We start from the raw sequence: 21,625 nt of genomic DNA, 5'->3' as shown, positions 1-21,625 counted from the left end.
AGTCCCATCTGCCGCAGGCGCATCGACCGCGGCGTTTCGGCCATCAGCGCGTTGGAGCCGCCCCGCACGCCCCAAGGGTGGATGCACCCCACACTTGGCGCGCCTCGCGCTCCTCCGCGGAATCCACTCTGTCTCAAATACGTGTGTTCGATACGACTGTGCCCGCCGTTGACCCCAGTGACACCCAGCGACACCCACATTGAGCCCAACAACCGTGTAACGGGAGTGCAGTTGACTTCAGCCGACGCCACGGACCTGCACGTCTTGACACCCCCACCACCGCCGCCCGCCGCGGGCTTCTCGTACCTGCTGCTGAACTGGCCGACTCCGGTCCATGGAGGCGCCGCGTGAAGAGGTATTTCCGGCGGGTGACTATGGGCGAACCGGCTGTCTCCGCAGCAGAGGACGAACTGTTCGGCGGGCCCCTGCGCTATGACACGGGCTGGGCCGAACATGAGCGAGCCCGCCTCGACTTGACGATGGTCTCCGCCATCCGTGCCATGCCGCGGCTGGTCTGCGGAACGCTGCGCCGGGCCTGGGACGCCGACCGGTCGGCGCTGCTGGCCGTCGGTATCAGTGAGATCGGGCAGGGCATCGCGGCGGCCGTCAGCCTGCTCGCGGTCAACGCCGTGATGCATGCCCTGCTCGGCGGTGGCACGCCCGTGGAGCGGCTCCACGCCGCCTTACCCGCTCTGATCGCCGGTGCCGTCGTCGCTGTGGTCAACGCAGGTCTCGCCGGCTGGTCCACGTCCCGAGCAGGGCGCCTGGAGCCGCTGGTGGAGCGCATCGCCACCACCGAGTACCTGGCGGCGTCCACCGCGGTGGAACTGGAGGCCATCGAAGACCCCGCCTTCCGCCGCCTGATCGACGTCGCGCAACAGGGCGCAGCCTCCGCCCGCCGCATGATCGGCGCTTGCGTCGCCGCCCTGAACGGCACGATCTCTCTCATCGCGACCGCAGGCGTCCTCACCGTCCTGCACCCCGCGCTGTTGCCGATGCTGCTGCTGATTGCAGCGCCCCGGGGCTGGGGAGCGATGCGGGTGGCTCAGGAGCGCTATGTGTCCGTGATGACCTGGGTCGAGCATCTGCGCGCCAGCCGTTTGATCGGGAGTCTTCTCACCGAGCGCGGCGCGGCCCAGGAAGTGCGGATCCACGCGGTCGGCCCATTCTTGCTGGAGAAGTACCGGGACATGGCCGCGAGCGCCGAGGCTGAGCAGACCCGGCTCGCCAACGGCAAAGCTGTCACCGAGCTGGTGGCCGCTGCCCTCTCCGGCCTGGCGATGGTCGGTACGTATGCCGTGATGGTCTGGCTGGTCCTAGCCGGGCACATGAGTCTGGCCGTCGCCGGCACTGCTGTGATCGCAGTGCGGTCCGGTTCGGCCAGCCTGGGCGCTCTGGTCATGAACATCAACCAGCTGCATGAGGAGTCCTTGTACGTCCAGGACCACGAGCGGTTCCTGGCCGAGGCGGCGAGGCGAGCCATTCCTACGGGCGGGAAGCAGCTCCCGGCACAGATCGACCGGGTCGTCCTCGACAAGGTCACCTACCGCTACCCGGACCGTGACGCTCCGGCCCTGGACGGGATTTCGATCACTCTTCCGATGGGCTCGGTGACAGCGGTGGTCGGCGAGAACGGTTCGGGCAAGAGCACCCTGATGAAGGTCCTCGCCGGCCTGCTGCTGCCGCACAGCGGCACCGTGCACTGGGGTGAAGCCGAGCTGTCCGGCTTGGACCGGTCCCAAGTGTTCAGTCGCGTCGCCCTGCTGACCCAGGACTTCGAGCGCTGGCCGGTGACCGCCGCCCTCAACATCCGCATTGGCCGACCCGACCGGGCAGCCGAACACGAGGAGCTGCAGCCGTCAGTCGACTACGCCGGAGCGTCTCCCCTCATCGCGAAGCTGCCCCATGGGCTACGAACCCTGCTGGCCAGGATGTTCCGCGGGGCCTCGGAACTCTCCGGTGGTGAGTGGCAGAAGGTCGGACTGGCCCGCACGCACTGGCGTACCGCGACCTGCCCCGCAGACAGCGTACTGATCGTCGACGAGCCCACCTCTGCCCTGGACCCCGAAGCCGAAATCGCCGCCTTCGACAGGATCCGCCGGCTCGCCGACGCGCACCGGGCGGTCGTACTGGTCACCCATCGCATGTCCGGCGTCCGCCATGCCGACACCATCTACGTCCTCAACCAGGGCCGCCTCACCGAGCACGGCAGCCACGACGAACTGATCGCCGTCGGCGGACGCTACGCGGCCATGTTCCACACACAAGCCGCCCAGTACGCAACGGACTTCCGCGCCGCGGTACCGCACCCCAGCGCCCCGCCTGTCCCCGAACGTTCATGACAGAGCCCAGCGAGAGGACCACCGTATTGTCCAGCTCCACCGCCGCTGCCACCTCACCCAGGCGGAGACGGCCGATGGCACCCGAGGCGAGGCAGTCGCGCCGCGGGGCCTGGACGATCTTCAAAGAAGCGATCCAGGCACCGCCCAGGCTGAACCGCTCCGGGTTCGGTAGAGACTCTAGATTGTGGCTGTGACCTGCGGTTCTTGGGTGTTCTGTTGGTAGTAGGTGGTTTCGTATTCGGCTGGTGGTACGTGGCCTATTTCACCGTGGAGTCGTCGGTGGTTGTACCAGTCGACCCATTCGGCTGTGGCCAACTCGACGTTGCTGAGGGCCTTCCAGGGATGCTGCGGTTTGATCAGCTCGGTTTTGTACAGACCGATGGTCGATTCCATCAGGGCGTTGTCGAGGGCGTCTCCGACGGTGCCGATGGACGCCGCGATCTGTTCAGATGCCAGGTGCGCGGCGAGCCGGAAGCTGGTGTATTGCGAGCCGGCATCGGAGTGGTGGATCAACTGCCGTGCGATGACGGGGGTGTTCGCGCGGTCGCGTTGCCACAGGCCCATCTCGAGTGCGGACAGCACCAGCGGGGTCTGCTTGTTCGTCGACGCCGACCAGCCGACGATCCGGCGGGAGAAGGTGTCCACGACGAAGGCGACGTAGACGGTGCCGGACCAGGTGGCCACGTAGGTGAAGTCGGCGACCCACACCCGGTTGGGGGCGCTGGCCACGAACTGCCGGCCCAGCCGGTCCGGGGCCCGGTCGGCTTCCCTGTCCGCCCCGGTGGTGATGATCTTCTTCCCGCGCACCGCCCCCGTGAGACCCTCGGCCTTCATCAGGCGCTCGACGGTGCACCGCGCCACCTGATGGCCTCGGCGCTTCAGCTCGGCCCAGATCTTGCGGGCCCCGTAGACGCTGTAGTTGTCCCGGAATATCTCCACGATCAACGGAGCCAGTTCCGCGTCCCGCAGGGCACGGGCCGACAGTGGGCGCTTCTTGTGGGCGTAGTAGGTGGACGGGTGGATGCTGCAGTCATGCTCGGTGAGCGTCCTGCAGATCGGCTCGACTCCGCCGAAGCGGTCCCGGTGCTCGTCGACGAACGCTACGAGCGTGTGTGTGGCCGGTCGAGCTCGGCCGCGAAGAAACTTGCCGCAGCCTTCAAGATCTCGTTCGCCCGCTTCAGCTCGGCGACCTCCCTTTTGAGGGCCTTGAGCTGGGCGGATTCCTCGGTCGTGGTCCCCATCCGGGCACCGGCGTCGACCTCGGCCCGACGCACCCAGTTCCGCAGGGACTCCGGCCCGATGTCGAGCTTCGCCCCGATCGAGCGGATCGCCGCGGACTCCGTCTTGTACTGATCACGAGTCTCCAGGACCAGACGCACGGCCCGCTCCTTGATCTCCTTCGGATACTGCTTCGCCATAACGCACTCGATCCTTCCAAAAGATCGAGCCTCGATCAAACCCGGAACGGTTCACCCGGCCCGCCCCTGTGGAGCACCCCGGTCGGCCCACGCTGGTTCCGGGCCACTCTCGACCTGCCCGCGGGGGCCGAGGTCACCGGGGCGCATGTGTCGGTCACCGCCGACGACGACTTCACGCTCTACATCGACGGCAAGCAAGTGCTGAACCAACCCCAGCGCACGGACAGTTGGCGCACGGCGCACACCGCCGATGTGACCGACCCGGTCCGCGCGGCGGGCGGACAGGTCGTAGTGGCGGTGCTCGCAACCAACCGGGGCGCCGCCCCCAACCCGGCCGGTCTGCTGCTGCGGCTCAAGGTGGACACCAGCACCGGGCTTCGGGAACTGGTCTCCGGGCCGGGGTGGCGCGCTGCCGCGGCGGAGGAGAGCGGGTGGCAGCGGCCTGAGCACGACGACAGCGGTTGGTCTGCGGCCACCGCCATCGGCCCGTACGGCACGGATCCCTGGGGCAAGGGCGCGACCGTAGCGACCCCCGAACTGCCCGCGCCGCTGCTGCGCAAGGAGTTCTCCTTCCGCCGGCCCGTTGCCCGCGCCCGCCTGTACATCAGCGGACTCGCCTACTACGACGCGGAGATCAACGGCCGACGGGTCGGCCGGCAAGTGCTCGACCCTGGTTTCACCGACTACGACGAGACCGTCCTGTACACCGTCCACGATGTCACCGAGCACGTGGAACGCGGTGTCAACGCCATCGGTGTGACCCTCGGCCGCGGCTTCTACGGCATGACAACGCCCAACGTCTGGAACTGGCACACCCCGCCCTGGCACGGCGAGCCCCGCCTGCTGGCCCAGCTTGAGATCGACCACCCCGACGGCAGCCGCACCACGATCGTCTCGGGCCCGGACTGGCGCATCACAGAGGGCCCGACGCTCAGCAACTCCCTTTACGCGGGCGAGACTTACGATGCACGGCGGGCCCCGCGCGGCTGGACACATCCCGGTTTCGACGACAAGTCCTGGCGGGCGGCTCCTCTCCAGAGCGCCCCCAAGGGGACCGTACGGGTCCAGCCGCACGACCCCATCGAAATCATCGAGACCGTACGCCCCACGGCCGTCACCGAGCTGCGGCCCGGGGTCCACATCGTCGACATGGGGCGCACCCTGGCCGGCTGGACCCGTCTGACCGTCACAGCCGAGGCCGGGACGACGGTACGGCTGGTGCACGGTGAAAAGCTCAAGGCCGACGGCAGTGTGCACGCCGAGACAGGTCATGTTCCCGGGCGGTTCCAGGCGGACGAGTACATCTGCGCCGGCAGCGGCGAGGAGGTGTGGGAGCCCAAGTTCTCGTACAAGGGCTTCCGTTACGTGGAGGTGAGCGGGCTGCCCCGGCGGCCCGAGCCGGCCGAGGTCCTCGGACGGGTGGTGCACACCAAGGTCGAGGAGGTCAGTGACTTCCACTGCTCGGAGCCCTTCTACGAGCAGCTGGACCACGCCATGCGCCGCACCCTGCTCAACAACCTGCACGGCATTCCCACCGACACCCCGATGTACGAGAAGAACGGCTGGACCGGGGACGCCCAGCTCGGGGCCCCCGTCATGGCGTACGCCTTCGGGGTGCACCGCTTCCTGTCCAAGTGGCTCGGCGACCTCGCGGACAGCCAGCTCGCCGACGGGCATCTGCCCGTCATCGTCCCGAGCTCCGGCTGGGGCTACCACCAGCTCGGGCCTTCCCCGGAGTGGACGACCGTCTATCCGTTCCTGGTCCGCGAGATGTACCGGGTGTACGGCGACGAACGGGTGGCCCAGGAGCACTGGCCGACACTCACGCTCTATCTCGACTGGGAACTGTCGCGACTGCGTGACGGCCTGGCCGTGACCGCGCTCGGGGACTTCCTGCCGCCCGGCTCCGACGGGCTGCCGCCCGAGGACACTCGGCTGACGGCCACCGCCTATCTGTACCGGGCCCTGCTGCACACCGCCGAGATGGGCGAGGTACTCGGGGAAGGCGCGACCGCCAAGCGCTACCGCGCCGCGGCGGCGGACCTCAAGTCGGCGTTCAACGCCGCCTTCCTCGACACGAAGGCAGGCCACTACCGGACCGCGAAGGACCCCGAGTACCGGCAGACGAGCAACGCGATCCCGTTGGCGTTCGGGCTGGTCCCCGACTCCGCCCGCGCGAGCGTGGCCGCCAGCCTGGTCGCCGATGTCGTGGCCCGGGACAACCACCTCAACACGGGCGCACTCGGCACCAGCGTCCTCCTGCGGGCGCTGAGCGCCGAAGGCAGCCCCGAGGTGGCCCACGCCATAGCGACCCAGCGGTCGTATCCCAGCTGGGGGTACTGGTTCGACCAGGGCGCGGACACCATGTGGGAGATGTGGCAGCTGGACTCCCGCTCGCGCGATCACTACTTCCACGGCACGGTCGTCCAGTGGCTCCACGAGAACGTCGCCGGTCTGCGACCGGGGGACGCGGGCTGGCGTACGTTCACCGTGCGCCCCGACTCGCGTACGGGGGTCGACTGGGCGCGCACCTCGATCCGTACGGTTCGGGGCCGGGCCGCAGTGGCATGGTCCCGCTCGGACGACCGGCTGCGCCTCCATGTCGAGGTGCCGGTAGGGGCGGACGCCGAAGTGCACGTCCCGGCGCCCAGCCGTTCGGCCGCCACCGCACCCCGAGGAGCACGTTACCTACGGTCGGAGCCCGGCCATGTCGTCTACCAAGTGCCGCACGGCCAATGGGACTTCACCTCACGGCCGGGTCGCTGACCGCCTGAACAATCTCCGCCCGTAGGGGCAGCCGGGAAGCCTCCTCGCCCTGCGCACCAGGACGGGGAGGCTCCTCCGCCCGCCCTCTCACATCCCCAGCCACACGGCGGCATCAACGGGCAGCCTGCGGTCGTCCCCTGCACCGGCGGGCGGAAGCGCCACGCTGGAGAGCAGAATCTCCGCCCCCTCGGGCAGCGCCACCGGCGCGTCTCCCGCATTGACCAGGCAGGGGGAAGCCCCCCGCCCGGTCGAAACGGACCGTCCCCGGTCCTGCGCCGGGGGCCTCCGGTGGTGCGGCCGCAACCGCCTTGGCTGTCCGGGGCGTACGGCAGAATGGCGCGCCATGGACCTTGCAGGGATCGGCGCTGTCGCGGCGCCCGTCGTCGCTCTGATCGCGATACCTGCCACCGTGTTCGCGGTGCGCCGGCAGGTGAAGGCCACCCTGCGACCCAGCCCACACGCCCGGCCCGGCCTGCGACTCCTTCTAAGGAGTCTGCTTCTACGGGGTCTGCTTCTACGGGGTCTGCGGAAAGACGATCTCCGGGTAGTGCGTGGTGGGCCCGTTCAGGAGAGGTGCGGCGTGACCGTGCAGGTGCAGGCCGAAGAAGGCCCGTAGAATGTCGCGCTGCACGGTGAGAGAGCGACGCGACTCCAACGGGCCTATGAAATCGTCGAGTTGGGCCCGGGTCACACCGAGGCCGGCGGCGGCCTGGGGCAGCAGCGTCTCGTAGTCGGTGAAGGAAAAATGCCGGGATCCGGTCAGCCGCAGGCTGCGGCGCCAGCCGCGCAGGTGGGGCCAGGCGGCCTGCCAGGTCGCGTCGTCTTCACCGTCCGCCCCGAGCAGCAGGAGCGGCTTGTCCAAGCCGCGCATGACTTCTTCGCCGAACAGGCTCCCGTCGAGGTCCGCCCCGGCCGCGATCGGCAGACCGGCACACATCGACTCCGCTGCGGTGGCGCCGCCGAGGGAGTGGCCGAACATGGCGGTACGCGACAGGTCCAGGATGTCCGGCAGCCCGGCGGGGAGGCTGGGGCCAGCGTGCCGGACCGCCCTCTCCAGCGCGGCCCGGCCACCCTGGCGCGCACTGCCTGCGGGGGCTTCCGGAGGTGGCACGGCGACTGGCGCAAGCTGGCCGCTGACGGCCATCCCGCCATGAGTTCGAACCCGTCCGGCAGACGGGCGAGCTGGTCCTCCGCAGCCGTCAACCGCAGCGCAGCCGACCGGCCGCCGCATGCCTCGGTGTTGAGGCGAGGACGGTCCTCCCCCTTCCGAACAGAACGGCCGGATGGCCGCCGCCGCCCAGGCGGGCGGAGTGGGCGGTTCTAGCAGCTACCGCTTCCGGTGCCCCCCGTGCTGTCGGCACCGGTGCTGACAGGGCCTGTGCCATGCCCCGCCAACGCCGCCTGCCCCGCCGCCGAACCCAGGCCCGCCGTGCCCGCCGTTGCCTCCGGCACAGTTCGGGCCGCACCGAGAGCATGAAGCTGCCGGCGTGTCCCCCAGTCGCGCCAGCGGTCGATCTCGATCACGGGCCGCCCGCCCGGCACCACCGGACGGTGGAGGTACGGTTCGGGCACGCGTGGAGGAAGGGTGTGATCGTGGGCGGTACGCACCGGATCGAAGTGAGCCGGGAACAGGTGATGGCCTACCGGGTCGCGGTACACGGGTTCGAGCGCTCTGTGTCCGACCCTGATGTGCTGGCCATGGGCGTGCAGGACACCCCGAGCGGGTCGGCCCGTCAGGCCCTTGCGGCCCGGCGCTCGTCACTGGTCGGCCTGGAGCGCGTCTGGTCGTTCCGCGGCGCGCCGCATCTCCACCGCCGTACGGAACTCCCCGTGCTCGCCGCCGCCCTGTGGCCGGTGGACGACGCGGACGCGACGGCGAGGATCAGCACCACCCTGATCAAGGAGGGTGCGCAACTCGGTGTCCGGGCCTTCCAGGTCACCGCCGAGGCGTTGCGCTCAGTGGTGACGGGGCCGATGAGCAAGGGCGAGGTCAGTACCGCGGTCAGTGCGGCCGTACCGGAGTCACTGACGCACTGGTGTGCGCCCTGCGGGGCGCGGCACATTTCCGGGCTCCTGTTCCAGCAGGCCGGGATCTTCGCGGGGGTCGCGGTCGGCGCGGAGGCCGGCCGGACTGTCCTGAGCCCGGTGGGCGAACGGTTTCCCGTCCCGACCGCTGCCGCCGAAACTTCCGCGGTGATCCGCGCGTACCTGAGTTTCCTCGGCCCTGCCACGCCGGCCGACGTGGCGAAGTACCTCGGTACCAAACCCGCTGTGGTGAAGGCGGTGTGGCCGGACGACGTGACCGAGGTGGGAGTGGACGGCAAGAAGGCGTGGCTCCCCACGTCCGCTGTCGAGGCCCTGCTGTCGGCGAAGAGCGCGGGGCTCGTACGGCTACTTCCGCCGGGTGATCCGTTCCTGCAGGCGCGTGACCGGGGCCTGGTCGTACCGGTCAAGAGCCGGGAGAGAGAGATCTGGCGCGCGATCGGCGGCCCCGGCGCGCTGCTCGTCGGCTCGGAGATCCTGGGCACCTGGCGCGCCAGAGCAGCGGGCCGACGGCTCGATCTGACCGTCACTCCCTTCGCTGCTCTGCCCTCCGGCGTCGGAGCCGGACTCGACGCGGAGGCCGCGGTCGTGGCCTCGGCCCGCGGCGCGGCCGACGTGCTTCTGCGTATCAGCCAGTGAACCTGAGTGTGAGGTTCGCCGTAGGTTCCTCGCCCTGCTCCAACTCATCGGCGCCACAGCCTGCTTGAGGCGACTCGGGACTCCTGCCGGAATAATCGTTCAGCAGGAGCAATACTCCCCGCCTCGGGCGAGGGGGTCTGAGAGCGGCTGCGGGCGCCCCGGTCGGGGCGCCCGCGCGGCCGAACTGCCCGCCCCCCGGGCGGCGTTACGGTCCCGTCCCGGTCGCGGGTTCACCCTGCCGGGGGTCCGGGTCGCTGCCCTCGGCGTCCAGGTGCGGCAGGATCCGGTCCAGCCATCGCGGCGTCCACCAGGCCGACTTGTCGAGCAGCGTCATCACGGCGGGCACCAGCAGCAGCCGGACGATGGTGGCATCGATGAGCACGCTGGCGGCCAGGCCCAGGCCCAGCATCTTCACCACGATGTTGTCGCTGAGGATGAAGGCCGCGAAGACGCTGACCATGATGAGCGCGGCGCAGGTGATGACCCGTGCCGTGATCTCCAGGGCGTGGGCCACACTGGCCTTCGGGTCCTTGGTGCGCAGCCATGCCTCGTGGATCCGGGACAGCAGAAAGATCTCGTAGTCCATGCTGAGCCCGAAGACGATGGCGAACATCATCATCGGTACGTAGCTCTCGATCGGTACGTCGCCCGACACGCCCAGCGCCGGGCCGCCCCAGCCCCACTGGAAGACGGCCACCACGACCCCGTAGGAGGCCGCGATCGACAGCACGTTGAGCACGGCCGCCTTGACCGCGACGAGAAGCCCGCGGAAGACGACCAGGATGACGAGGAAGGCGAGCCCTACGACCACCGCGATGATCAGGGGCAGCCTGCTGGAGACGATGTCGAGGAAGTCGACCTGGGCGGCGGTCGTGCCCGTCACATAGGTGTCGGCGGCGGTCCCGGACACCGCCTTGGGCAGGACGTCGTCGGTGAGGTGGTTGACCAGACCGGTGGTCTTCTCGTCCTGCGGTGCGGCCGCGGAGTAGGCGGTACCGATCAGCACATCGCCGTCCGAGGTGGCTTTCAGGGGGGTGATGGTGGCGGCGTCCGGCACACCGGTGAGGGCCTTCTGCGCCTGGGTCGCCAGCGCCGAACGGTCGCTCTGGGGTACGGCGCTCTGGTCGATCACGATGGTCAGCGGGCCGTTCGACCCCGGGCCGAAGGCGGAGGACATCAGGTCGAAGGCGCGCCGGTCGGTGAAGGACCTGGGGTCGGCGCCGTCCCCGATGTGCCCGAGCTGGATGAAGAAGACGGGGAACGCCAGGATGACCAGTGCGATCACGCCGCCGCCCAGGAACCACCACGGCCGCCGCTCCACCCGCTGCGCGTACCGGTGCCAGCTGCCGTGCGCCTCCTCACCGGGTTCGGCCGCAGTCTCGGCGATGGGGGTCCGTACCCGGATCCGATCGATGCGGCGGCCGATCAGTCCCAGCATCGCGGGCACCAGGGTGAGCGCCCCGATCACCGCCGTGACGACGGTGACCGCAGCTGCCAGGCCGAGCTTGCCGATGAAGCTGATCCCGGAGACCCACAGACCGGACAGCGCGATGATCACGGTGCATCCGGAGAGCAGCACGGCCCGGCCGCTGGTGGCGGCGGCCCGGCCGGCGGCGGTCACCGGATCGTTTCCGTCGATGAGGTTCTGGCGGTGCCGGGTGACCAGGAACAGCGCGTAGTCGATCCCGACCCCGAGCCCGATCATCGTGGCGAGTGTCGGAGAGACGGTGGCGAATGTGGACGCGGCGGCGAGGAGCCCCAGCAGGGCCAGTCCGCAGATGGCGCAGACCAAGGCGGTCACCAGGGGCAGTACGGCGGCAAGTGCGCTGCCGAAGCCGATCAGCAGCACCAGGATAGCCACCCCGAACCCGATGGCCTCGCTCGTCCGGTCGTCCGGTTCGGGCCGGGCCAGTTCGCCCAGCGGGCCGCCGTACTCCACGTCCACACCCGCGGCGCGCAGCGGCTGGACGGCCTTGTCGACGCCGTCCAGGTAGTCGGGGTCCAGGGTGGACGGCTGGACGCTGAACCGGACGGTGATGTACGCCGTCCTGCCGTCGGTGGAGAGCGGGCCCACGTTCGCGGTGCCGGTGGGCGGCGGTGGCTGCGTCGTCCCGGTCGGCGGCAACGGATTCTGGGCGGAGAGTACGTCCGGCAGCTTCTGCAGATCGGCTACGGCGGTCGAGACCTGGCTGCCCACATCGGTGAGCGGTTTGTCCGCGTCGTGGAGCACCACCTGGCTGCTGTAGCCGCCGGCCGCCGGCTCGTGCGCCTGGAGAATGTCGAGGCCGTCCTGCGACTGTGTGCCGGGGAGCGAGAAGTCGTCGGAGTACTCGCCGCCGTACGCGTGATGCAGCACCTGAAGCCCGACCAGCGCGGCCAGCCACAGGGCGAGGACGACGACGAAGTGCCGGGCACACCACTCGCCGAGCGGACGCAGCAGTCCCTTGCGCCGCCGCGATACGTGGGCCGGGGTCCGGGCGGGGCCCGCGCCGGAGTCCTTCGGGGGGTGCGGCAAAGGCATGGCGTACTCCCGGTCTGGCCGGCGGCCCGCTCCCCTACGGGAGCGAAGCCTGGGGGCGGGGTGATCTCTCGCGTCGCTCCCGCTGTCGGAGACGGCCACCTCGGTCACTGCGGTCTGCGGTCACTCCGTATTGAATGTCCGTTCCACCGCCGGGGCACGCCGGTGCGGGAGAACGGGTGACACGGCGGCCCGCCGGGCAGAGTCGGGCCGGAGTTTTCCCGCGAGGCTGAGCCGCCGCCGCTCAGCCGACGGCGGGTGTGCGACTCTCCGGCAGGGACGCCAGGGCCACCGGGGCCACATCGGAGGGTCCCCGGTCGTGGCTGTGCAGTTCCACGTTGAACTGCGCCCCGGCCAACAGCGCGAGATTGGTGAACCAGACCCAGATCAGGAAGACGACCAGCCCCGCAAGCGAACCGTAGAGCCGGCTGTAGCTGCCGATCTGGGTCGCGTACAGGGCAAAACCCGCCGAGGCGACCAGCCACAGGAACGCGGCCAGGATTCCGCCGGGCAGCCCCGCGCGGATCCCGCGCGCCGATCGCGGGCCGGTACGAAAGAGCACCAGGATCAGACAGGCGACGAGGCAGAGCAGGACCGGCCATTTGAGGATCGCCCACAGCGTTTCACTGGCGTGGGCCAGGCCGATACGGCGACCGAGCCACCGGGCCAACGGGCCTGTCAGGACCAAGGCAAGAGCTGTGGTCATCAGCAGGACGAGCAGTCCGATCGCCGAGGCCACGATGATGTGGGCCTTGCGCAGGGCGGGGCGGACGTCCTGCACATGGTGCATGGCGTGCAGTGCCCGGCGGAACACCGCCAGATAGCTGGAGGCGGACCATACGGCGCTCACGGTTCCGCTGGCGACGAGCAGCCACACGGCGGTGCGCTCCTGGGTCGCCGCCTCCAGCGGACGGCGCAGCGCCTCCCCGGACTCCGCGGGAGCGAAGGCGGTGATGTCGGCGATCAGCGCGGTCGTCGCCCTCGGGTTGGCCAGGCCGATCACGGACACGGTGACGAGGAGCGCCGGAAGCAGCGCGAGGATGGCGTAGTACGTCAGGGCGGCTGCCCAGTCGGAGATGTCGTCGTTCCAGATCGCGAGAGGCGTACGGCGTAGGGCGGAGATCCAGCGACGCGGCCCCCGGGTGCGCCCGCGCACGCAGGGGATCGGATCCACGGATGCGGCGGTCTGGGTGGGCAAGCTCGTGCTCCGGGAACCTGGGTGGTGGATACGGGGGGGGATTCCTCGATCGTTCGTGGACCTCCCCAGCTGCCATCATCCCTCTCCCGTCCCCGCCACATGGACACGGGCGGGCTGGGACAGGTGGCCCGGCGGGTCTTCGGCCCCACCGGAGTCAGCACCCAGCACCCTCTTCAGCCCCGGTCACTGAACCGCCCGGCACGCGAGCACAACGGCCAGTACGAGGGCGGACATGGCAGCGGGGCCCCGGCGGAGGGCTTCTCCACGAGACCCCGAGCCATACAAAGGGGGTGCACCGATCCGGTGACGGCTTCCTTACACGACCTGATCCGATCGCCTCATTCTTCTCAACAGCGGCCCATCCGCGCCGCGTTGTGCCCGCAGAGGTTGCGGGACTAGAAGAAATGCTTGCGCCCGCCGACCTGGCGACCCATCGCGCCGAGGATCCACAGAACCGCGCCGACCACGACGAGAATGCCGCCGACCGTCGTCAGGAGGGAGATACCGGCCAGCACGCCGATGATGAGCAGAATGACACCAAGGACAATCATGTGCGTTTCCCATCTTCTGGTTTCGTCAGGGTGTACGGTCCTCGCCTCGTCAGAGGCACCAACCTTTGCCCTGCCCGCGCCGTCGTGGCCCGGGTTTGGTGAGATCCGTGGCAGCCGCCCGGTCGACGGCCGCCGGATCCCTGTCGCTCGATCACCGTGTGCCCCGCTCTTGGCGACCAATGCATGCGCGGATCATCGGCTGCGCACTGTGGACAAATGATTACGATGGGTTGCCGGCCGCCCAGCAGACCGGCCAGGATCGCGTCTACGTCGTCAGATACGCGCCCACGCAGAACCCCGCCCAGCCGCCCGATGAAGAATCCGCGCGACACCCGACAATCCGTGGTGGCCAGGTCTCCAGTGCTCACACCGGCGAATCGGGCTGGTCAGGCCCAATCGACAGCGGGCTCAACAGGCACTCGGCCCCCGCCCCGCTTCGCACGCGTCATGGCACATTCCGCAGTGCGGTGGCGAGCTCGTTGAGATGTCGTGAGACAGGACCGACGGTCAGCAGGCCACTGGCCGCACCGCCCAGTTCCGCCGCCGCAGGCGAGAGCGCGCTGACAGCTCGTTCCATCGTGGCCCGGTCGGCGACAGCGATCGCCGCCTGTGCCGCCAGGCACCACAGAGCTTCGTACAACAGGCCGGGGGAAGCGTCGGGCAGTCGGCGCAACATCGTCGCGGTCTCCGTGCGGGAGCCTTGCGCGAGGAGGACCAAAGGCCTGGCCCACGGTTCGTGCGGTCCCCAGTCGGTCCGCTCGTCCATCTGGGCTGGCCGGCCATTCTGCACGCGCAGGCACAGCAGAGCCAGTGGCAGCAGCCCACGTTCGAGACCGGGCATGCCGACGCCGTCGAGCTGGGCCGCGGCAGCCTGATAGGCCGCCTCCGCCGCTGGTGCCGGGCCCGTCGTAGCCAGCCGCAGAGCCCGGAACCACTGGGTGAACACACTGGCCAGCGGCAGCTCGTTGCGTTCGGCCAGCCGGTCCACCGCCTTCGCGTGTCCTTCGGCTCCCGAGAAGTCCATGAGGGCACTGCGTGACTGGATGCGGATGAGGTGTCCGAGGATCTGGTAGGTGACCAGGCCGTGCCGCTCGGACACAGCGATCAGTTCCGCACCTGTCCTGTCCCGGCGTGCGGACAGGCCCGCCCGGTAGAACGTCTGCATGAACACACCGTTGAGGGCGAACGTCAGCAGCGCCGGGTCGTCCAGACGGCGCGCGATCTGCTCCGCCTGCTGGGCAGCCTGCAGCCCACGAGCCGAACGCGTCCCCCGTGATTCCAGGGCGATCGTGGCCAGCAGCCGGGCACGCGCGGTCTCGTGCTCCCCCGGTTGAAGGGCCCTCAGTGTTCGCTCCGCCGCCGCGACAACGCTCACCGAGTGCTGCGGGTCATCGACGCGGGTCCAGATCGCCGGGACGTCGTACGTACCGATCACGCGGGCGGTCAATTCCACATCACCGAGACCTTCGGCCGCCATGATGGCGGCCGAGCGGTGACAGCGGGCGGCCTCAAGGCCGCCACCGCCGGTCACCGCGAGGTTGCGCAGCAGACCTACCGTCGACTCCAGCCGCGCGCGGGCGCCGTGGACCACGGTCCGGTCGTAGTCGGCGGCGGCTTCCGCCCATACTTTCTCCGCCGCACCGCTCGGCTCGCGGGCCGGTTCGAGGTGGTGTTCCTGGGCGAGGATGTCTGCCTCCAGGCGGCGCAGCGCCGTGCCGGGTTCCACCCCGAGCTGGTCGACCAGAAGCCGTCGTGCCCGGCGCAGTACCGCGAGCGCGTCGCCCTGACGGCCGGTGCGGTACAGCGCCAGGGCCAGCAGCCGCCACCCCTCCTCCCGCCACGGATGCTCGGCCACGTGCGCGTCCAGATCTGCCACCGCCTGCGCGGCCTGCCCCAGGGCCAGCCGCGCCTCGCCCTGGCGTTCCACGGCGTACAGCCGCAGCTCACCGAGGCGGGAAATCTCGGTGCGCGCCCATCTCTCCTCGGAGAAATCGGCCAAGGCGGGCCCACGCCAGCACTCCAGCGCTTCCTCCAGCCGGGGAAGCGCCTCCCGGGGCGTCAGCGTGGCAGCATCGGCGAGCGCCTGCTCGAAACGCCACCCGTCGACGGCGCTGTGGTCGGCGCGCAGCGCGTATCCGGGGCCTTCGGTGACCAGGAGACGGGCCGGGGTGCGGGGCGGGCGCTGCGGCTCGACGGCCCGCCGCAGCGCGGACACGAAGGTGCGCACCGCGCCGACCGCGCCCGCGGGCGGCTCCACCCACAGATCCTCGACCAGGCGTGCGACCGGCACGACACGGCCGCGGGCGACGATCAGCCGAGCCAGTACCGCGCGGTGCCGGGGTCCCTTCAGGCCGACGGAGCCGCCGTCACGGTCCCACGCGACCACCGGCCCGAGAATCCCGAACGTGACGCTCACACCCGTGACCTGCTCTCTTCGCTGGTACGGATCCAAGTTATCGCTCGCTCACTCGATGCTCATCCGCGGCCGTCAGGGTTGCGGTACCTGCTCACCGAGGGAAAAGAGGCTGATCATGGCGCCTGTCGTCGCCAACTTCGACCACCAGCGGATCACCGTAGAGGACGGGGTGGCCCTGAACGCGGCCGTCGTCGGCTCGGGTCCTCCGATCGTGCTGCTGCACGGGTTCCCGCAGACCCACCTGATGTGGCGGTACGTCGCCGCCGACCTCGCGGCCGACCACACCGTGATCTGCCCCGATCTGCGCGGCTACGGAGACAGTGACAAGCCCGTCGACACCGATGGCACGGTCTATTCGAAGCGCACCATGGCCGCGGACATCGTCGCGCTGGCCGGAGCCCTGGGGCACGACCGTTTCGCCCTGGCCGGGCACGACCGCGGCGCCCTGGTGGCTTTCCGTACCGGCCTCGATCACCCCGACCACATCACGCGGCTCGCCATCCTCGACGTTCTTCCCACCGTCGACATGTGGGATGTGATGCACGGGGTGAGCGCGGCCGTCGGCTTCCACCTGTACTTGATGGCCCAGCCGCCAGGTCTGCCCGAGCGGATGATCGCGGCCTGCCCGGATGCCTTCTTCGGCCACTTCCTCGACATCTGGGCCAACGACGCGCAGGCGATCCCCGCCGACATCCGCGCCGCGTACTTGAAAGCCTGCCGCGAAGCGGTGCCCTCCATCGTCGCCGACTATCGCGCCTCGGCCGGTATCGATATCGAGCACGACCAGTCCGACCGAGCGGCCGGCAACCAGCTGGCCATGCCGGTCACCGTGCTCCAGCAGGACTGGGGCGCGGCCCTCGGTTTCGACGCCGCCGCCCTGTGGGGGTCCTGGGCCCCTGATCTGCACCACAACACGGTCGCCTCCGGCCACTTCATGGCCGAAGAGGCTCCCGCCGACATCGCCAAGGCCCTCCGGGCTCTTCTGCGCCGCTGAGCGATGGGCGCGCTCGGGCTCGGGCTCGGGCTCGGCAGCCGCGGTTGCCCACTTAGCCCCCACCCGAACGGCGAGGGCTCCCTGCAACTCGACCCCAACCAGCAGACGATCAGACCCCGTTGGTACGCTCGGCACACGATTTGAACCCGTTCAAAACAAGAGGACAGGTCATGCCGGAGCCGACGTACCCCGACCGTACCGACACACCCGCCGTCGCCCTGGGCACTACCGCGCTGGTCCTCGGATCCTTCTCCGATCGACATCGCCACAGCTCCCCGCACCCGGCGAGTGCCGTTCGCGGTGAGCGAGTCCTTCGGTTCCGGCGGACACAACGCCGCCCTTGTCATCGGCGCGATGTAGCACCGGACCCCTCGGCCGTACCGCTCCGATCACCCGGTGGCTCGGTCCGTCCTCCGACACCGGCCGGAGGGCGGACCGAGGAACGTACGGCTGCCGCGCTCGGCCTGGCGGGACTTGGCGCACGACTGGCCGTACGGGCGCCTGGATCAGGCCCGGGTAGGGTCGCCACATCATGAACACGAGTGCAACGACGATGATCACCATCCCGCCGGGGCAGGTGACCCTGTCGGACCGGCGCACACAGCGCAGTTGGTCGGTTGAGGTCGCGCCCTACCGACTTGCGGCGTTCCCGGTCACCCAGGAGCTGTACGCGCAGGTCACCGGAGCGCGACCGAGTACAGCCCATGGCGACCAACTGCCCGTCGAGGGCGTTTCCTGGTGGGACGCGGTCCGCTTCTGCAACGCGCTGTCCGGGCGCGACGGACTCGCGCCCGCCTACCACCTCCCTGCTGACGGCGAAAGCATCGAGTGGGACGCGTCCGCTGACGGATACCGGCTGCCGACCGAAGCCGAGTGGGAGCACGCCTGCCGGGCCGGCACGACTGGACCGCACTACGGGCCGCTCGACGACATCGCCTGGTACCGCGACAACTCGGACGAGCGCATCCACGAGGTGGGTGGCAGGCAGGCCAATCCGTGGGGCCTGTACGACATGCTCGGTAACGTCTGGGACTGGTGCTGGGACATCTACGACGTCGAGATCTACGGCGCCTACCGGGTGCTGCGTGGTGGGGGTTGGTTCGACGAGCACTGGAGCTGCCGGGCTTCGGCGCGGCGCCGCAGCCACCCCAGCTTCCAGGTCGACGACGTAGGTTTCCGCATCGCGCGTTCCATCATGCGCTGAGATTCGTACGTCGGACGGTACGTCGGACGGGCGGCCTTCCTGCGTCGGGACGCAGCGCCTTGCTCGCCCGGTGCTGTCGGCGGGCCTTCACTGAATCGGTGTCGTCTGCGCCACAGCGATACGCCAGTCGTCACCCTGGCGGGTCATGACGTAGGTCATGGCACCGGCGATGGGCAGCTCGGTCGAGCCTTCTGTCTCGGACCGTTCGTCATGGATGGTCTTGGTCAGGCTCACGATGGCGACGTCAGGGGTGGCGAACCGGATGTCGTTGACCTCCAGCTCGGTCCGGATGTCCTTGAGCGGCGAGGAGATCGCTTCGGCCATGGCCGAAGCGAAGGTCTCACGACCGAAGAGACGCCGCCCGGCCACATTGATGAGCACCAGGTCCGAGGTGTGCAGCCCCGGCAGCACGTCCGGATCGATCTGCGCCGCCTGGCTCCGCGCGACAAGCTCGCGGATCCGCTTCTCGTCGACGTCGTTGGTGGGGTGAGCGGAGTCGGTAGTTTCCATGAGCAAAACCTAGGACCTGAAGCCGAGTTGAGGTCAACGCCCATCCTTCCACTGTCAGCGGCGTCGGCCTGCGTCCGGCGCCGCTTACGCCCGCAGGAAGCCTGCGGGCGTCTCCGCCGGGTCAGTCGGTCTGGTCGAGGAGGCTTTTCACCAGGTCGGCGAACTCGTCCGGAGTGACGATTCGGGTGCCCAACTGCTCGGCCTTCTCTCTCTTCGACCCCGAGCCCTCCCCTGCCACGAGCAGCGAGGTGCGCTTGGAGACGCTGGATGACGACTTGCCGCCGGCCCGCTCGATCAGTTCGTTCATCTGGTTGCGGGACAGCTTCTCCAGTGGTCCGGTCATGGCGCCCGTGACCACAACAGTCATCCCGTCGAGCGGACCCGCGTCCGCGGCGAGCCCGCCCTCAGCCTCCGCTCCGGGGGCGGGCGGGGTCGCGCCCGGTTCGGTCATGTTGACTCCGGCGGTGATGAGCTTGTCGATGAGTGGAGCAAGCTCGGCAAGTTCCGCCACGATCACCGGTGCCTTCTCCACGCCGATGCCCTCCACCTGCTGGACTGCCTCGGCGTCCGCGGCGCGCAGCAACTCCATGGTGGCGAAGTGGCGGGCGATACGGCGCGACATGGAGCGGCCGGTGCCCCGTACACCGAGGCCGGCCAGGACACGGGACAACGGCTGTGCCTTGGCCTGCTCGATCGCGGCCAGGAGGTTGTCGGTGCTGGTGCGGCCCATCCGGTCCAGGGCAAGGAGCTGGTCGGCCCGCAGGGTGAACAGGTCGGCGAAGTCGGCGATGAGTCCCATGTCGACCAGCTGGATGACGCGGGTGGCGCCGAGGCCCTCGATGTCGAGCTGGTCGCGCCCGACCGCGTAGGAGATGGACGCAACGATGTGGCAATTGCGGCCGCGGACGCATCGCCAGCGCTGTTCCGATGTGTCGATGTCGGAGCCGCACTGTGGACACAGCTCGGGGAAGGCGATGGGCTCTTCCTCGCCCGTGCGCAAGTGGGCGACGGGACCTTCGACGCGGGGAATGATGTCGCCCGCTTTGTAGACCATCACCTGGTCGCCGATGCGCAGGTCGCGGCGGGCGATGTCGGCAGGGTTGTGCAGGGTGGCATAGGTGACGGTCGACCCGTCGATCACCACCGGTTCGAGCACGGCACGCGGCGCGATCGTGCCGGTACGGCCGACGTTCCACTCCACAGCCAGCAGCCGGGTGACCTTCTCGACCGCCGGAAGCTTCCATGCGATGGCCCACCGGGGCGCCCGGGAACCGGAGCCGGCCGCCGCCTGATCCGCCGCGCTGTCCGCCTTGATGACGATGCCATCGATACCGAACGGCAACTCCGTTCGCAGCGACGCGATCTCGTCCACGCGTACCTGTACCGCATCGACGGCGGTCACCGTGCGGGGTGGGACCGCGGTCTCGGCCGCGGTGTGCACCCCAAGACGCCCCACCAGCTCAAGAACCTGACTGTGCGGCAACTCGACCATCGAGCCCGCCAGGTCACCGGAGTCGGCCGGAGGAAGGGCGCCGTACGCGAAGAACGTCATCTCCACCCGGTACTGGCGGTCCTTCGCCCGCACGCTGCCGGCAGCCGCACTGCGCGGGTTGGCGAACGGCGCCCCACCGTGCTGTGTGCGCTCGGTGTTTGCGTGCTCGAACTGCTCGGTGGTCATCAGGACCTCGCCCCGCACTTCGAGGGTCACGGGCTCGCTCAGCCGGTCGGGCAGGCCCACGATGGTGCCGATCGCGTGGGAGACGTCTTCACCCGCCACACCGTCCCCGCGGGTGATCAGCCGGGTCAGACGGCCTTGGTCGTACCGGGCGGCGACTGCGAGGCCGTCGAGCTTCGGCTCCACACTCCACGCCTCGACCGGCCGACCGATCCGCCGCTCCACCGACGCGACCCAGGTGGTGAACTCTTCGGTGCCGAACACGTTGTCCAGCGACAGCATCGGAACCGTGTGCAGCACATCTCCGACCACGGCTCCGCCCGCGACCTTCCCCGTGGGAGAGTCGGCGGACACCTCGTCGGGGTGTGCCGTCTCGTATGCGGCGATGCCGCGCACCAGGCGGTCGTACGCATCGTCGTCCAGGGCGCTGTCGCCCGTCGCGTAGTACGCGGCGGCAGCCTTCACGGCGGTCTCGATCGCCTCGGCGTACGCGGCGGGATCGGCGAGGTCAGCGGCAGGTGTCGTCATGCCCTCATCCTGCCGCCCACCACTGACAATCGACGGTGGCCCCGCGGTGGGGGCGCGTCCCGCCCTCGGATCGCGACCCAGGTCAGAGAGTCATCCCGCGCCGCCCGTCCCGAGGGTCCGCCGCCCCTCGGGATGCTGAGCGGCGGCTGCGCGCGAGGTCTCCGGGTCTTCCGGTCTGGCATCGCCCGCCCGCTCGGCGACGGTCCGGCCGTTGGGAAACAGTTGCTCATGGTCGCGGCTGACGGGGCGCGGCCCGGTGCCCAGGTCGCGGCGCTTGGTACTCATTGACGCAGTCTGCCGCACTCGTGCGAGCGGTGCTCCGCTGGGGCGTCGGACGCCGCCGGTGGTGAAAGGAGATGGGCACAATCACTGTCGTCACGCGTGACCACTCAAGAGCAAAGCGAATCGGCTCCGGAATGGGACCGGAGCCAACCGCGGGCGGTGTTCGGTACGCCGGGTGGAGGTCAGAGGGTCGCGCTCGCCTTGTCCTTCGGGGTGTTCAGTTGGTCGCGTCGTGTTGCGGAAGGCTTCGGCGGGGTGACGGTCCAGTCCGGGTGGCCGGGCATCCGTGGCGTCTTCGTGCCGTACAGCCACTCGTTGAGGAATCCGGACAGGTCCTGGCCGGAGATCTCGGAGGCCACTGCGATGTAGTCCTGGGTGGAGGCGTGGGAGTTGCGGTGCCGGGCGAGAAAGGTGTGCTCGATCCGGCGGAAGACGTCCTGGCCGACCAGGTTCCACAGGGCGTAGAGGACCAGCACGCCACCGGTGTACCGCTGGCCGTGGAAAAGGTTGGCCGCCGTCGGGGAAGCGACCGGGCCGGCGT

At 69.6% G+C, this 21,625-nt stretch carries 15 protein-coding genes; 5 read left to right on the top strand and 10 right to left on the bottom strand.

Annotated features, from left to right (window positions below; genetic code table 11):
* The first annotated feature begins 374 nt into the window (after positions 1-374).
* Positions 375-2,342, top strand: a complete 1,968-nt coding sequence (locus tag ABCR94_RS15990) for an ATP-binding cassette domain-containing protein (protein WP_347120152.1) — start codon at positions 375-377, stop codon at positions 2,340-2,342.
* A gap of 177 nt (positions 2,343-2,519) precedes the next feature.
* Here the strand turns inward: ABCR94_RS15990 and ABCR94_RS15985 are convergent.
* A protein-coding gene (locus ABCR94_RS15985; protein WP_347119963.1) for an IS3 family transposase occupies positions 2,520-3,760 on the bottom strand; the annotation gives its coding sequence in 2 pieces (ribosomal slippage) (positions 2,520-3,487 and positions 3,487-3,760; 1,242 coding nt in all).
* A 147-nt stretch (positions 3,761-3,907) separates the two neighbouring features.
* Here ABCR94_RS15985 and ABCR94_RS15980 point away from each other — a divergent pair.
* Positions 3,908-6,526 carry a family 78 glycoside hydrolase catalytic domain gene (locus tag ABCR94_RS15980; RefSeq protein WP_347119962.1) on the top strand — a complete coding sequence of 873 codons (2,619 nt, stop codon included), beginning with the start codon at positions 3,908-3,910 and terminating at the stop codon, positions 6,524-6,526.
* 514 nt (positions 6,527-7,040) lie between these two features.
* Here the strand turns inward: ABCR94_RS15980 and ABCR94_RS15975 are convergent.
* On the bottom strand, positions 7,041-7,637 hold the full coding sequence (locus ABCR94_RS15975; protein ID WP_347119961.1) for an alpha/beta hydrolase: 597 nt from the start codon (positions 7,635-7,637) through the stop codon (positions 7,041-7,043).
* Between the two features lie 482 nt (positions 7,638-8,119).
* On the opposite strand from ABCR94_RS15975, the gene ABCR94_RS15970 reads away from it, so the two are divergent.
* Entirely contained in the window at positions 8,120-9,208 is a 1,089-nt protein-coding gene (locus ABCR94_RS15970) for a DNA glycosylase AlkZ-like family protein (protein ID WP_347119960.1), read from the top strand.
* Positions 9,209-9,413: 205 nt separating this feature from the next.
* Here ABCR94_RS15970 and ABCR94_RS15965 read toward each other — a convergent pair whose 3' ends face one another.
* The 4 genes from ABCR94_RS15965 to ABCR94_RS15950 form a co-directional block, all read right to left on the bottom strand.
* On the bottom strand, positions 9,414-11,729 hold the full coding sequence (locus ABCR94_RS15965) for an MMPL family transporter (protein ID WP_347119959.1): 2,316 nt from the start codon (positions 11,727-11,729) through the stop codon (positions 9,414-9,416).
* 241 nt (positions 11,730-11,970) lie between these two features.
* Positions 11,971-12,924 (bottom strand): YihY/virulence factor BrkB family protein, encoded by a 954-nt coding sequence (locus tag ABCR94_RS15960; RefSeq protein ID WP_521977070.1) that lies wholly within the window; start codon positions 12,922-12,924, stop codon positions 11,971-11,973.
* Positions 12,925-13,319: 395 nt separating this feature from the next.
* The gene (locus ABCR94_RS15955; protein ID WP_347119958.1) at positions 13,320-13,475 is read right to left on the bottom strand and encodes a hypothetical protein; all 156 of its coding nucleotides are present in this window, start codon (positions 13,473-13,475) and stop codon (positions 13,320-13,322) included.
* A 445-nt stretch (positions 13,476-13,920) separates the two neighbouring features.
* Positions 13,921-15,891, bottom strand: coding sequence for an AfsR/SARP family transcriptional regulator (locus tag ABCR94_RS15950; protein WP_347119957.1), 1,971 nt, complete (start codon positions 15,889-15,891; stop codon positions 13,921-13,923).
* A 115-nt stretch (positions 15,892-16,006) separates the two neighbouring features.
* Between ABCR94_RS15950 and ABCR94_RS15945 the strand changes: the two genes are divergently transcribed.
* Both ABCR94_RS15945 and ABCR94_RS15940 read left to right on the top strand, forming a co-directional pair.
* A complete protein-coding gene (locus ABCR94_RS15945; RefSeq protein WP_347119956.1) occupies positions 16,007-16,885 on the top strand; it encodes an alpha/beta fold hydrolase in 879 nt (292 codons plus the stop codon).
* Positions 16,886-17,417: 532 nt separating this feature from the next.
* Positions 17,418-18,089: a formylglycine-generating enzyme family protein gene (locus ABCR94_RS15940; RefSeq protein WP_347119955.1), complete on the top strand. Its 672-nt coding sequence runs from the start codon at positions 17,418-17,420 to the stop codon at positions 18,087-18,089.
* An 87-nt stretch (positions 18,090-18,176) separates the two neighbouring features.
* On the opposite strand, the gene ABCR94_RS15935 is transcribed toward ABCR94_RS15940, so the two are convergent.
* From ABCR94_RS15935 to ABCR94_RS15920, 4 genes are all read right to left on the bottom strand, one after another.
* Entirely contained in the window at positions 18,177-18,599 is a 423-nt protein-coding gene (locus ABCR94_RS15935) for an SgcJ/EcaC family oxidoreductase (protein WP_347119954.1), read from the bottom strand.
* A gap of 121 nt (positions 18,600-18,720) precedes the next feature.
* A complete protein-coding gene (ligA, locus tag ABCR94_RS15930; RefSeq protein WP_347119953.1) occupies positions 18,721-20,802 on the bottom strand; it encodes an NAD-dependent DNA ligase LigA in 2,082 nt (693 codons plus the stop codon).
* Between the two features lie 90 nt (positions 20,803-20,892).
* On the bottom strand, positions 20,893-21,087 hold the full coding sequence (locus ABCR94_RS15925) for a hypothetical protein (RefSeq protein WP_347119952.1): 195 nt from the start codon (positions 21,085-21,087) through the stop codon (positions 20,893-20,895).
* Positions 21,088-21,266: 179 nt separating this feature from the next.
* Positions 21,267-21,560: a hypothetical protein gene (locus tag ABCR94_RS15920; protein WP_347119951.1), complete on the bottom strand. Its 294-nt coding sequence runs from the start codon at positions 21,558-21,560 to the stop codon at positions 21,267-21,269.
* Positions 21,561-21,625: the final 65 nt, after the last annotated feature.

It is taken from the genome of Streptomyces changchenzhani (assembly GCF_039766235.1).
Lineage (GTDB): Bacteria > Actinomycetota > Actinomycetes > Streptomycetales > Streptomycetaceae > Streptomyces.
The sequence above is the reverse complement of the archived record's forward strand: the minus strand, read 5'-3'. Positions and strand labels throughout refer to the sequence as shown.